At 72.5% G+C, this 12,241-nt stretch carries 14 protein-coding genes; 6 read left to right on the top strand and 8 right to left on the bottom strand.

Annotation, left to right across the window (positions count from 1 at the left end):
* Position 1: 1 nt before the first annotated feature.
* Positions 2 to 193, top strand: a complete 192-nt coding sequence (locus ABZ860_RS22645) for a hypothetical protein (protein ID WP_357223568.1) — start codon at positions 2 to 4, stop codon at positions 191 to 193.
* Here the strand turns inward: ABZ860_RS22645 and ABZ860_RS22640 are convergent.
* The 4 genes from ABZ860_RS22640 to ABZ860_RS22625 form a co-directional block, all read right to left on the bottom strand.
* Complete coding sequence (locus ABZ860_RS22640) at positions 178 to 918, bottom strand: sulfite exporter TauE/SafE family protein (protein ID WP_357223217.1); 741 nt, start codon at positions 916 to 918, stop codon at positions 178 to 180. The genes ABZ860_RS22645 and ABZ860_RS22640 overlap by 16 nt on opposite strands.
* Before the next feature lie 87 nt (positions 919 to 1,005).
* A complete protein-coding gene (locus ABZ860_RS22635; RefSeq protein WP_357223214.1) occupies positions 1,006 to 1,449 on the bottom strand; it encodes a protein-tyrosine phosphatase family protein in 444 nt (147 codons plus the stop codon).
* A 49-nt stretch (positions 1,450 to 1,498) separates the two neighbouring features.
* On the bottom strand, positions 1,499 to 2,032 hold the full coding sequence (locus ABZ860_RS22630) for a GNAT family protein (protein WP_357223211.1): 534 nt from the start codon (positions 2,030 to 2,032) through the stop codon (positions 1,499 to 1,501).
* A 191-nt stretch (positions 2,033 to 2,223) separates the two neighbouring features.
* The gene (locus ABZ860_RS22625; protein ID WP_357223209.1) at positions 2,224 to 2,688 is read right to left on the bottom strand and encodes a hypothetical protein; all 465 of its coding nucleotides are present in this window, start codon (positions 2,686 to 2,688) and stop codon (positions 2,224 to 2,226) included.
* Between the two features lie 78 nt (positions 2,689 to 2,766).
* Here ABZ860_RS22625 and ABZ860_RS22620 point away from each other — a divergent pair, with 78 nt between their 5' ends.
* Together ABZ860_RS22620 and ABZ860_RS22615 are read left to right on the top strand one after the other, a co-directional pair.
* Positions 2,767 to 3,471: a LysR family substrate-binding domain-containing protein gene (locus ABZ860_RS22620; protein WP_357223206.1), complete on the top strand. Its 705-nt coding sequence runs from the start codon at positions 2,767 to 2,769 to the stop codon at positions 3,469 to 3,471.
* 74 nt (positions 3,472 to 3,545) lie between these two features.
* Positions 3,546 to 4,595, top strand: coding sequence for a LacI family DNA-binding transcriptional regulator (locus ABZ860_RS22615; RefSeq protein ID WP_357223203.1), 1,050 nt, complete (start codon positions 3,546 to 3,548; stop codon positions 4,593 to 4,595).
* Positions 4,596 to 4,623: 28 nt separating this feature from the next.
* Here ABZ860_RS22615 and ABZ860_RS22610 read toward each other — a convergent pair whose 3' ends face one another.
* From ABZ860_RS22610 to ABZ860_RS22595, 4 genes are all read right to left on the bottom strand, one after another.
* Positions 4,624 to 5,994, bottom strand: coding sequence for a GH1 family beta-glucosidase (locus ABZ860_RS22610; protein ID WP_357223202.1), 1,371 nt, complete (start codon positions 5,992 to 5,994; stop codon positions 4,624 to 4,626).
* A 41-nt stretch (positions 5,995 to 6,035) separates the two neighbouring features.
* Positions 6,036 to 6,875 (bottom strand): carbohydrate ABC transporter permease, encoded by an 840-nt coding sequence (locus ABZ860_RS22605; RefSeq protein WP_357223199.1) that lies wholly within the window; start codon positions 6,873 to 6,875, stop codon positions 6,036 to 6,038.
* The gene (locus tag ABZ860_RS22600; RefSeq protein ID WP_357223196.1) at positions 6,868 to 7,863 is read right to left on the bottom strand and encodes a sugar ABC transporter permease; all 996 of its coding nucleotides are present in this window, start codon (positions 7,861 to 7,863) and stop codon (positions 6,868 to 6,870) included. Before ABZ860_RS22600 ends, ABZ860_RS22605 begins: the two co-directional genes overlap by 8 nt.
* A gap of 259 nt (positions 7,864 to 8,122) precedes the next feature.
* Positions 8,123 to 9,442, bottom strand: coding sequence for an extracellular solute-binding protein (locus ABZ860_RS22595; protein ID WP_357223193.1), 1,320 nt, complete (start codon positions 9,440 to 9,442; stop codon positions 8,123 to 8,125).
* 635 nt (positions 9,443 to 10,077) lie between these two features.
* Between ABZ860_RS22595 and ABZ860_RS22590 the strand changes: the two genes are divergently transcribed.
* The 3 genes from ABZ860_RS22590 to ABZ860_RS22580 are packed head-to-tail and all read left to right on the top strand — an operon-like array spanning position 10,078 to position 12,145.
* A complete protein-coding gene (locus ABZ860_RS22590; RefSeq protein WP_357223190.1) occupies positions 10,078 to 11,058 on the top strand; it encodes a hypothetical protein in 981 nt (326 codons plus the stop codon).
* A complete protein-coding gene (locus ABZ860_RS22585; protein ID WP_079319590.1) occupies positions 11,055 to 11,453 on the top strand; it encodes a phage holin family protein in 399 nt (132 codons plus the stop codon). The genes ABZ860_RS22590 and ABZ860_RS22585 overlap by 4 nt, the downstream gene beginning before the upstream one ends.
* Positions 11,429 to 12,145: a DUF3618 domain-containing protein gene (locus tag ABZ860_RS22580; RefSeq protein ID WP_357223186.1), complete on the top strand. Its 717-nt coding sequence runs from the start codon at positions 11,429 to 11,431 to the stop codon at positions 12,143 to 12,145. The genes ABZ860_RS22585 and ABZ860_RS22580 overlap by 25 nt, the downstream gene beginning before the upstream one ends.
* The last annotated feature ends 96 nt before the right edge of the window (positions 12,146 to 12,241 follow it).

The raw sequence follows: 12,241 nt of genomic DNA, 5'->3' as shown, positions 1-12,241 counted from the left end.
CATGCGCTGGTGGAAGATACTCGGTCTGGCGGCCTTCGCGGGTGTCGCGGCGACCGGTGTGGTGATCGCCCGGTCCGAGCGCCGGCGGCGCGCGTACACGCCCGAGGAGATCCGGGGGCGTCTGCGGGCCCGGCACGCCGAGGCCGTCGCCCCGGCCGAGGCGCCCGGGATCACCGCTCAGCCGCCCCGGTAGGCGTCGACGCCGAGCTTGACCGCGACCGCGAGGCCGCAGAGGGCCGCGGCGAGGCGCAGCGTCTGGCCGGGCAGGCGGCGCGCGACCGCCGGTCCGATCCAGCCGCCCGCGAGGAACCCCACGGCCAACGGGCCCACCGCCGCCCAGTCGACCGGGCCGAACACGGCGAACCCAACGGCCGCGACGGCGTTGGCAAACGCGGCCATGACGTTCTTGACCGCGTTGACGCCCGCCGCGGGCCGGTCGAGCGCCGCCGCGAGCACGGCGAACATCATGATTCCGCCGGCGGCGCCGAAGTAGCCCGTGTAGACGGCGACGCAGAAGACGCCCACGCGCAGCGCCAGGCCGCTCTCCCCGCCGAGGCCCACCTGCCCGGGGCGCGGCGGGCGCAGCAACAGCAGCAGCGAGGCGCCTGCGACCAGCCACGGGGCGACCAGCTCGAACGTCCGCGACGGCGTGAGCAGCAGCAGCCCGGCGCCGGCCGCGCCGCCCAGCGCGGCGGCGAGACCGAGCCGGCCGACGAGACGTCCCTGCCCCGCCAGTTCGGGCCGGGATCCTGCCGCCGCCCCCACACCGGTGAACAGCAGCGCGACCGTGTTGGTGACGTTCGCGGCCAGCGGCGGCAGGCCGAAGGCCAGCAGCGCGGGGTACGACACGATCGAGGCCAGGCTCACGACCGTGCTGACCACTCCGGCGACCAGGCCGATCCCGGCAAGCCCCAGCACGTCCACAAGCACAAGGGCACCCAACCATACGGATTCCGGACGTCCGCGACCGGCCTCCCTCTCCCGCCCGGCGGCGCGGCTCCTCTGTCAGGACGCGGGAAAGCGCAGCACCCACCGGCGCTGCCAGGGCGTCTCCACGGCCCGCGGGTGGTATTCGGCCCGGGCCCAGGCGACCGCGCGGTCGGCGGGCAGACCCGACAGGATGGCCAGGCACGCGATGACGGTGCCGGTGCGCCCCACTCCCCCGCCGCAGGCGACCTCGACCCTGCGGCCTGCCTGCGCGTGCGCGTGCAGCGCCCGGATGCGGCCGATCGCGTCCTCCTGGTCGCGGGGAAGGAGGAAGTCGGGCCAGTCGATCCACTCGTGGGGCCAGGTGAGGCCGTGGTCGTGCTTGAGCCTGAGCCGCCGGCTGCCCAGGTAGAGGCCGTGGTCGGGCAGGACGCCCGGCGGCATGGGACGTCTCAGGCCCCGGCCCCGCACGGCGGTGCCGTCGGGAAGCAGGATGGCACCAGGAAGATCGTCAATGGGCATGCCTCATCGTGCCTTCCGCCGCGCCGCCCTCGCAGCGGATTTTCCGGACTCATCCGGACGCGAGGTCGAACTCGTCCCGCAGGATGGAGAACAGGAGCTGGTCGTGCCAGCGTCCGCCTCGCCACTGGGCACGCCGGACCACGCCTTCGAGCCGGAACCCGATCTTCTCCAGGCACCGTACCTCGGCCTTGTTCTCCGGGTCGGTGGTCGCCTGCACGCGCTCCACTCGCGTGTGCGTGAACAGGTAGCGGACGAGTTCCCGCTGGGCCCGGGTCCCGATTCCCCTGCCCCGCCAGTCCGGCAGCAGGCCGACGGCGATCTCCCAGCACAGCGACGTGTCACGGCGGCCCCAGCGCCGCTCCAGCCACTCGACCCGTCCGGCGAGCTCGCCGTCCACCGTGACGGCGAGCATGTTGTCGGCCCCGGCCAGGAGCCCGCGGGTGCGCAGCGCCTCCCGCAGCGCGATAGTCGGAGTGAATCCGAACCACTGGTGCGGACTCGCGCCGCTCTCGCTCTGGAAGGCCGCGTCGAAGGCGTCCAGGTCGGCGTCGGTGACGGGTCGCAGTGCCAGGTCGTCGGGCATTCCTGTCGCTCTTCCTCACGGTCGTTCGCGTGCGGCCCACCGGGCCTGGGCACGTTCACCGTGTCCGTTCGGCGGCGAGGGGCGGACCCGATCATCGCATGCTCCGCGTCGGCGACCGGATCGGCGTCCCCCCGGCGGCCCGGCCGTCCGTTCCTGCGCCCGTTCCTGTGCCCGTTTCTGTGCGCCCGCGATCAGATCTGTCCGCTGTCGCCGGCGAAGTAATGACCCTCTTCGAGGTCCGCGATTAGCGCGGGCCGCACCGGATGCCACCCCAGCCGCTTGCGCGTCAGCTCGCTGGAGACGGGGTTGTCGAGCGACGCGAAACGCGCGAGCCAGGCGAAGTGGCCCTCCGCCTCCTCGGGAGACAGGGCGACCACCGGCATTCCGAGGTGCCTGCCGACGACTCCCGCGATGTCGCGGAACGGCACGCCCTCGTCGTCGGCGGCGTGAAGCCGCGCCCCCGGGGGCGCGTGCTCCAGCGCCAGGCGGAACAGCGCGGCGGCGTCGAGCCGGTGCACCGCGGGCCAGCGGTTGGATCCGTCACCGACATAGGCGGACACGCCCGTCGCGCGGGCGATGCCGATCAGGTCCGGTACGAACCCGCGGTCGCCGTGCCCGTGCACCGACGGCGGGAGGCGCACCGCGCTGACGCGCACGCCACGCGCGGCGAACGACAGCGCCCTTTCCTCCGACGCGGCCCGGGGCCGCGCCTCCAGGACGGGCGCGCGTCCTCCGTGCCGAGGCGGCCCGGCCTGCCCCGAGCGAAGGCGCTGCTGCGCCTGGCCGCCCAGGCCGCAGCCCAGACCCGCGCCGCGGCCCGTCCCAGCCGGATCGCCATCGGGTGCATCGCGAACATGGACCTCGCCCCGGCGGTGCGGGAACTGCGCCGCCACCACCCGGACGCGGACGTACGCACCCTGACGCTGGCCTGGAACGAGGCACGTGCGGCCCTGCTCGATCATCGTGTGGACGCGGCGGTGACCCGGCTGCCGCTGCGGACCGACCGCCTCCATGCGACGGTCCTCTACGACGAGCCCCGCGTCCTGCTGGTCCCGCGCGGCCACCGCCTGGCCGGCCGGCGATCCGTCACGCTCGACGACATCGCGGACGAACCCCTCCCCCGGCTGCCCGACCCGGACTGGAACGCCTTCTGGCGCATCGACCCCCGTCCCGACGGGAGCCCCGCGCCGGACGGCCCCCTGATAGAGCTCCTCGAGGACAAGCTCGAACTCATCGCCGCCGGGCAGGCCGTGGCCATCGTCTCGGCCGGCCTGCGCGCGGACGGCCTCCGTCCCGGCCTCACCACGGTTCCCCTGCGCGGCGTCGAGCCGGGCCACGTCGTGCTCGCGACCCGCGCCGGCGACGACGACCCCCTCATGACGGCCTTCCGCACGTACGCTCAGACCCACCTCGGAAGCAACGTCGACGGGGAGGCGTAGGGGCCGGTCCACATCGTCCGCCCACCCCTCCTGACACCGGAGAGCGCTCTCCACCTCGTGCTATAAATGGCTGCATGAGCACCGATCTCCCGCACACGTCGGGAGCCCCCACGCTGGAGGACGTGGCCCGCGTGGCGGGAGTGTCCCGGGCGACCGTCTCGCGCGTGATCAACGGCATCCGCAACGTCGCGCCGGACATCCAGGAGGCGGTGCACCGGGCCATCGCGACGACCGGCTACGTGCCGAACCGGGCGGCCCGCTCCCTGGTCACCCGGCGTACGGGAGCGGTCGCGCTGGTCGTGTCGGGCGCGGGCGACGCGCAGGGCGGCGAGCCGTTCGAGTCCCGCGTCTTCGCCGACCCGTTCTTCGGCCGGGTCGCGAGCGGCGTGGTGGGATACCTGCGGCCGCGGGGCATCCATCCGGTGCTGATGCTGGCGGACTCGGCGCAGACGCGCGACGACGTCGTGTCCTTCCTCCGGCAGGGCAGCGCCGACGGCGCCCTGGTCGTCTCGACGCACGGCGAGGACCCGCTGCCGAAGCTGCTGGTGGACGCCGGGCTGCCCGCCGTGCTGTGGGCGCGGCCCGCCAGGCCGATCCCGATCAGCTACGTCGACCTCGCCCACCGGGCGGGCGCGGCGCTGGCCGCCGACCACCTGGTGGCGCGCGGCTGCCGGCGGGTGGCCACCATCAGCGGCCCCTTTGACGTGCCCGCCGCCCAGGACCGGTTGTCGGGATTCCAGGAGGCCATGGCCGGGCACGGCCACCCGTACGTGCCGGCCGTGGAGGGCGACTTCATGCCCGCGAGCGGGGAGGCCGGCATGCACCGGCTCATCAAGGAGCACCCGGACATCGACGGCGTGTTCGTCGCCAACGACCTCATGGCGCAGGGCGCGCTGCTCGCGCTGCGCGACCTCGGGCGCCGGGTGCCCGAGGACGTCGCGGTGATCGGGTTCGACGACAGCGCCGCCGTCACCTGCCGCCCCCCGCTGACGACCGTGCGCCAGCCGATGGAGGACATGGCCGCCGAGATGGCCCGCCTGCTGCTCGCGCAGGTCGCGGACCCGGACTTCCAAGTCACTTCGGTCATCGTGCAGCCGACGCTGGTGGTCCGCGAGTCGGCGTGACGGACCACCGGCGCCTCGCTGCCCTCTCTCAGGCCACCCGCAGCCGCTTGCTCGCTCGGATGATCTCGGCATAGCGGCGGCCGCTCGACTTGACGGTCCGCGTCTGGGTCTCGTAGTCGACGTGCACCAGGCCGAACCGCTTGTCGTATCCGTAGGCCCACTCGAAGTTGTCCAGAAGCGACCACGCGAAGTAGCCCGCCACCGGCGCCCCCTGTTCGATGGCCCGGCCGCAGGCCGCGATGTGGTCCTCCAGGTAGGCCAGGCGCTCCGGGTCGTCGACCGCGCCGTCGGGGCCGACCCTGTCGGGCCAGGCGGACCCGCTCTCGGTGACGTACAGACGGGATGCGGCGTACTCCCGGGCGAGACGCACCAGCAGGCGCTCCAGACCGCCCGCGTCGACCTCCCAACCCATGGCCGTGGTGGTCGCCCCCGGCACCTCGACCTGCCGCGCGTACGGCACGGGCCCCTCGGGGTCGGCCGCCACCACCTGCCGAAAGTAGTAGTTGACGCCCAGGTAGTCGAGCGGGGCGGCGATCGTCTCCAGGTCGCCCGGCTTGATCGGCAGGTCGACGCCGTACACCGCGAGCATGTCCTCGGGGTAGCCGCGGCCCGTGACCGGGTCGAGCCACCACCGGTTGACGTGCCCGTCGAGGCGCCGCGCGGCCGCGTGGTCCTCCTCGCTGTCGGTCGCCGGGTCGCACGGGCTGAGGTTGTTGACGATCCCGATCGACGGCGTCAGCCGCGCCGCGGCCCGCACGGCCTGCGTGCCCAGGCCGTGGGCGAGGTGGAGGTGGTAGGACGTGCGGACGGCGGCCTCCAGGTCCTTCACCCCGGGCGCCATGGAGCCCTCCAGGTGCCCGTGCCAGGAGCAGCACAGCGGCTCGTTGAGCGTCGTCCAGTCGGCGACGCGGTCGCCGAGCCGCTCGGCCACGACGGCGGCGTAGTCGGCGAAGCGCTGCGCGGTGTCGCGCTCGGGCCACCCGCCGCGGTCCTGCAGCGCCTGCGGCAGGTCCCAGTGGTAGAGGGTCACGAACGGCCGGATGCCGGCGTCGAGCAGGGCGTCCACGAGGCGGTCGTAGAAGGCGAGCCCGCGCGGGTTGACCGGTCCCTTGCCGTCGGGCACCACGCGGGGCCAGGCCACCGAGAAGCGGTAGGCGTCCACGCCGAGACGTTCGAGCAGGCCGACGTCCTCGCGCCACCGGTGGTAGTGGTCGCAGGCCACCTCCCCGGTGTCGCCGCCGTCGATCGCCCCGGGCACCTCGCAGAAGGTGTCCCAGATCGAGGGCAGCCTGCCGTCCTCGAGGGCCGCGCCCTCGATCTGGTAGGCCGAGGTGGCGACGCCCCAGACGAAATCGGTGAAAGCGGTTACATCAGGGGCGTGGCCGCGCTGCGGCTCCATTCGCTGGTTCTCCTTGGATCGATGGTGGTGATGGTGAGCGTTCACTTCACGGCGCCCGCGGTGAGGCCCTGCACGAGGTAGCGCTGCAGCAGCAGGAACCCGGCCACCACGGGGACGCTGACGACCAGGGAGGCCGCCATGATCTGGTTCCAGTAGACGTCGTTCTCGGTGGCGTACCCCTGGAGGCCGACGGCGAGGGTGCGGCTCGACTCGTCGGTCATGACCGAGGCGAACAGCACCTCCCCCCAGGCGGTCATGAACGCGTAGATGGCGACGGCCACGATACCGGGGGTGGCGGCGGGAAGGACGACCCGCAGCAGGGCCCCGATCGGACCGCTGCCGTCCACCTGGGCCGCCTCGTCCAGCGCCGTGGGGATCGAGTCGAAATACCCGGCCAGCATCCAGATCGAGAACGGCAGCGAGAAGGTCAGATAGGTGATGATCAGCCCGGTGCGGCTGGCGTACAACTCGACCCCGAGGGCGGTCCCGAGGTTCACGTAGATCATGAACAGCGGGAGCAGGAAGAGGATGCCGGGGAACATCTGCGTCGACAGCACGGTGATCGAGAAGACGCGGCGGCCGGGGAAGCGGAAGCGGCTGATCGCGTACGCCGCGAAGATCGCGATGAGGACCGACACCAGCGCGGCCACCGACGCCACGATCAGGCTGTTGGCGAAGTAGCGCGCCAGCGGGACCGTCCGCCACATGTCGGCGAACGGACGGAGCGTGATCGTCGTGGGGATCCAGTGGAAGTCCCCCTGCACGTCCTGCAGCGGCTTGATCGCCGAGGTCAGCATCACGTAGAGGGGGGTCAGGGTGAACAGGCCGAGCAGGCCGAGGCCGGCCCACCGCGCCCACGGCAGCCAGCGGGGCTCACGCATCGCTTCTCCTCCGCGACGTCGCCACCAGATACACGGCGGTCACCAGCAGCAGGAACAGCAGGAGCAGCACCGACATGGCCGAGCCCGAGCCGAAGTTCCAGGTGACGAACGAGCTCTGGTAGATGTGGATCGAGATCAGGTCCGCCTCGTGCGGGGCCGACTTGCCGAACAGCACGTACGGCGTGTTGAAGTCGTTGAACGTCCACAGGAACAGCACCAGGACGAGCACCTGGTTGACGGGCCGCAGCATGGGCAGCGTCACCGTGCGCAGCCGCCGGCCCCAGCCCGCGCCGTCGATCGCGGCCGCCTCGTACAGGTCGTCGGAGATGTTCTGCAGCCCCGCCATCAGCACGAGGAAGGCGAACGGCCACGACCGCCACACGCAGACCACGATGAGGGACCAGAAGCTGTTGGCCCCGATCAGCCAGAACGGCCGCTCGCCGAACAGGTGCAACTGCTCCACGAGCACGTGGTTGACGAGCCCGGAGTCGCGCTGGAGCAGGAAGCTCCAAGTGATCACCCCGGCGTAGACCGGCAGGGCGTACGGCACGAGGAACAGCGCGCGCAGCACGGCCCGGCCCCGGAACGAGCCCTGCATGAGAACCGCGCCGCAGATGCCGAACAGCCACGCCAGCCCGACGGTGAGCAGGGTGAACGCGACGGTGACGAGGAACGAGTGCAGCAGCGAGCGGCCGACCGCGCCGTCGAAGTCGACGGCGACGCTGTAGTTGTCCAGCCCGGCGAAGGGCGCGGCCGACCAGTTGCGCAGGAAGAACTGGGTGAGCTTCAGGAAGCTCATCCCGATGCCGATCAGCATCGGCACCAGGTGGACGAGCAGTTCGAGCAGCACGGCCGGAAGGATCAGCAGGTAGGGCAGGGCGGCGCGGCGCAACCGCACCGGGACGCGGCCCGCGAGCCCCCGTCGCCGGCCGCCCCGAGGCGCGGGGCCGTCCGAGTGGCCGGTGCCGGGCCGGGACGTGGTGGACACGACCGCCGGACCGGTCCGGCGGGGGAATCGCTCGCCTGATGCCGTCCTTGTACGCCCCGGCGGGGCATCGGTCAGGGCTTGGCCGTCGCCTGCCCCGGCTGCCTCAGCCGGGGACAGCGAGAAGCCGTCCTCTTCAGGGGACGGAGGAGTCACGGACTTCCTCTCGATGTCGAGGGTCTGCGTAGGGGCGCCGGGCGGAGCCTCCGCCCGGCGCCGGATTGTCGGCGCCGGATTGTCCGGGCCGGATTGCCGGGGCCGCTCAGCCGCCCATCTGCTGGTTGGCCTCGGTCAGCTTGGCCTTGACGGCCTCCTCGCTGACCGGCTTGCCGCTCGCGGCGTCGGCGAACAGCTGGTTCATCGCGTTGCCCACGAGCGTCTCGAACTGGCTCTCCTGCGCCACCTGCGGAAGCGGCGCGGCCGTGGAGGAGAGGATCTGCTGGAACGTCTTGATCGTCTCGCTCTCGAACGCCGGGTCGTCGTAGGCGTCGGTGACGGTCGGCAGCGAGCCGTACGCCTTGTTGAGGTTCTGCTGGGTCTGCTTGGACGTCATGAACTGGGCGAACTTCAGCGCCCCGTCCTTGTTGGCGGCCGTCTTGAACACGGCGAGGTTGATGCCGGCGACCATCGCGTTGACCTGCTTGCCGCCCTGCGACGGGTCGGGCAGCGGGATGGGGGCCAGGCCGTAGTCGTCCTCGCTCCAGCCGGCCTGCTTGAGCTGCGTGGCGATCGACTGCCACATCAGCATGCCGGCCTTGCCGGAGACGAAGTCCTGCACCGCCTCGGTGCCGTTGGCGTACTCGGCGTTGCTCGGGTTGACGATCTTGTGGACGGCCATCAGGTCCAGGTACTGCTTGATGGCCGCGACCTCCTGGTCGGAGTCGAAGTGCGGCTTGCCTGAGGCGTCGAACAAGTCCGCGCCGTGCTGCTGGCCGAAGATGAAGGCGTGGTGGGCGTTCTCGCTGACGCTCGCGCCCTCCACGGCGAGCCCCCACTTGCCGTCCTTGGTCAGCTTCTTGCCGTCCGCGATCAGCTCGTCCCAGGTGGCCGGCGGCTTGTCGATGCCGGCCTCCTTGAACATCTTCTTGTTGTAGAAGAGGCCGTACGTCATGCCGTAGATCGGCACGGCGGTGGGCGGCTGGCCGGGGGCGCCGGTCGCGGCGAGGCTGGGGCCGAGGAAGCGCTCCTTGCCGCCGAGCGTCTTGAGCAGCGCGTCGTCCCACGGCACGAACGCCCCGGTCGCCTGCAGCGAGGCCGACCAGGTGTTGCCGATGTTGACGACGTCCGGCCCCTTGCCCGACGTGGTCGCGGCGAGGATCCGGTTGAGCAGGTCGGCCCAGGGGACGACCTCCACGTTCACCGTGATCCCGGTCTCCTTGGTGAACCTGTCCAGCTCGGGCTTGAGCACCTCCTTGTCGTTCTCCAGGCTGGTGCCCTGGTTGGACGCCCAATAGGTGATCGTCTTGGCCGCGCTCCCACCGGCGGAGCCGGCCGTGGACGACGAGTCGTCGGCGCCGCAGGCCGTCGCGGCGAGCACGAGGGCTCCGGCGACGGCGAAGAGATATGGCTTGCGTCTGCGCACGGGTGGTGTCCTCACTCTTTCGGATGCCGCCGCCCGCCCGTGAGGGCGGCGGCCTGGGGGGTGAACGGTCCTCATGCCTGTGACAGCGCGGTGCCGCGACTGCACCGTCCTGCGACAGCGCGGTGCGGACGACCCCCGCTTGTGCGGGAGTCGCCCCAGGTGACGGGCGCAGGCCACGCGAGCACGGGCTCTCCTCACCGGCGTCGGCTTGGAGAGCGCTCTCCAAGGAGGAGAGTGTCGCGGAAGGCGAAGAGTGTCAAGAGGCACCCCTCCCCCGCGCTCGCGCAGCCGACCGCTCCGGCCACGCTTTACCCGGATGAACTGCGGATTCCCGCTGTGTCGAGAGGGCGGCCTTGACAGGGCGGCCGCCGGGATACAGGCTCTGGGAAAGCGCTCTCCAATCCACTTTCCCGCATCTCGCCGACGAGGGGCCGCCGTTTCCCCACCGCACGCCGGGGACGTCCCGGCCTCCGCACCGACCGGTGGCGCCGCGCGCCCCTGCCGTTCAGGCCCGTACGCAGCGCATTTGACCAAGCCAATAGGGAATTTTGACTTTTTTGCGCAATTCGTGCGTCCGTTCGGGCTTCACGGGTAGCTCGCCGCTCCAGGGACGATTTCGACCCAAGGAGGCTTCAGTGAGCGACTTCCATACCGAGACGCGAACATACGCCGGTGGAAGCGAGCTGCCGCAGGGCGACGGCCGTCAGCGAGCCGGACAGCAGGGCACCGCGCCACAGGGCCCCGCGCAACAGGGCACCGCGCAGCAGGTCCGTCAGGCGGCGCAGGAGACGGCCCACGAGGCCAGGTCGGCCGCCGGTGAGGTGGCGGTCACCGCCGCGGACCAGGCGCGTACGGTAGCCCACGAGGCCAGGGAGCAGACCCGGCACGTGCTCCACCAACTGCGCAGGCACACCGACGAGCAGGCCCGGCACCAGAGCAGGCGCGCGGCCGACACGATCCGGCAGTGGACCGGCGAGCTGGAGGCCATCGGCGACAACGCCAAGCCCGACTCCCCCATGCGGGGCGTGGTCCAGCAGGTCGCGGAGCAGGGCCACCGCGCCGCCGACTACCTGGAGACCGAGGGCCTGCAGGGCGCGGTGCGCGACGTACAGGACTTCGCGCGGCGCCGCCCCGGGCTGTTCCTCGCCGGCGCCCTGGTCGCGGGCTTCCTCGTGGGACGGGCCGTCAAGGCCGTCGCCTCGGCCGACGAGCCTCACACGGACGGCGCCGCGAGGCGGTTCGACTCCGGCACCGCATACGGCACCGCCGCCGGCGACGGAAGCGGCGCCGCATACGGGTCCGGATCGCCCTCGTCCGCCCCGTACGGCACCCGCCCGCCGACGGCGTACGGCACGGGCGCGCAGCACACCCTGGTCGGAGAGTCGGTGAGCGGCAGCACGGGCACCGGCGGCCCGGGGACCGGCGTGACCGCCTCACCGTCGTACGGCACCGGCACCGGCACCGGCACCGGCACCGGCTATCGGGCCGGTGACGACACGCGCAACGGCACCGGGACCGGTTACGCGACCGGCGCGCGCTACCCGTCGGAGGAGTTCCGCGACGGCCACGCGGACGGCCACCCGGGGACGCCGGGCAACGGGGGTGGCCCGCGATGAGCTACCCCAGCCCGCCCGCCGAGCCCTCACTGGGCAAGCTGGTCGGCGAGATCGGCGAGGACCTGTCCACGCTGTTCCGCCAGGAGGTGGAGCTCGCCAAGGCCGAGATCCGGCAGGAGGCCGCCAAGGCCGGCAAGGCCGCCGGGATGCTCGGCGGGGCCGGCTTCGCCGGATACATGGTGGCGCTCCTCGTCACGCTGGCCGTCGTGTTCGGGCTCGGCAACGTCATGGACCTGGCCTGGGCCGCGCTCATCGTCGCGGCCGTGTGGGCGGTGATCGGCGGGGTTCTGTTCGCGCGGGGCAAGGAGCGCATGCGCGAGGTGAACCCCACGCCCGAGCAGACCATCGAGACGCTGAAGGAGGACGTGCGATGGGCGCGAGCCCAGAGGAGATAAGGGCCGAGATCGAGGTCACGCGGGCGGAACTCGCCGCAGACGTGGACCGGCTCGCCGACCGGGCGAGCCCGGCGCGCATCGTGCGGCGCCGTACGGACAGGATGCGCCAGGCGGCGCAGTCGGTGAAGGAGAAGGTGATGGGAGTGCCGGCACACGCCACCCACACGGTTCGCGACCAGGCCGGTGAGGCCGCGGGGACGATGCGGGACGCCGCGGCGCACGCCGGCGAGACCGTCCGCGACGCGGCGGCCCAGGCGGGCGAGACGGTCCGCGGCACCGCCGCCGAGGCGGGCGAGATGGTGCGGCACGGCGCCCAGCAGGCCGCTCAGACCGTGCGCGACGCGCCGCGGCAGGCCATGCGGAGCACGCAGGGCAATCCGTTCGCCGCGGGGATGATCGCCTTCGGTGCCGGGCTGCTGGCCGCGAGCCTGCTGCCGAAGACCTCCGCCGAGGAACGCGCGGCCGTCCAGGTCAAGGACCGGGCCGGTGAGATGGTCGAGCCGGTGAAGCAGGCCGTCCAGGAGACCGCGCAGCGTGTGGGCGAGAACGCCAGGGAGGCGGTCCAGCAGGTGCGCGAGACGGCCGCGGAGGCGACCAGGACCACGGGTGAGGAGGCGCGCGACCAGGCGCGGCAGGTCACCGAGCAGACCCGCGACCAGGCGCGGCAGATGACCGGGCAGGCCCGGTCGTAGCGCCGTCCGTGGGAACGTTCCGAGGGCCGGGCCCGGCACGAAGGGCCCGGCCCTCGGCGTGCCCGTCCCCGCCCGGCCGGTTACGATCAAGGTGGA

The organism is Microbispora sp. NPDC046973, from assembly GCF_040644495.1.
In the GTDB taxonomy this organism is placed as follows: Bacteria; Actinomycetota; Actinomycetes; order Streptosporangiales; family Streptosporangiaceae; genus Microbispora.
The sequence above is the reverse complement of the archived record's forward strand: the minus strand, read 5'-3'. Positions and strand labels throughout refer to the sequence as shown.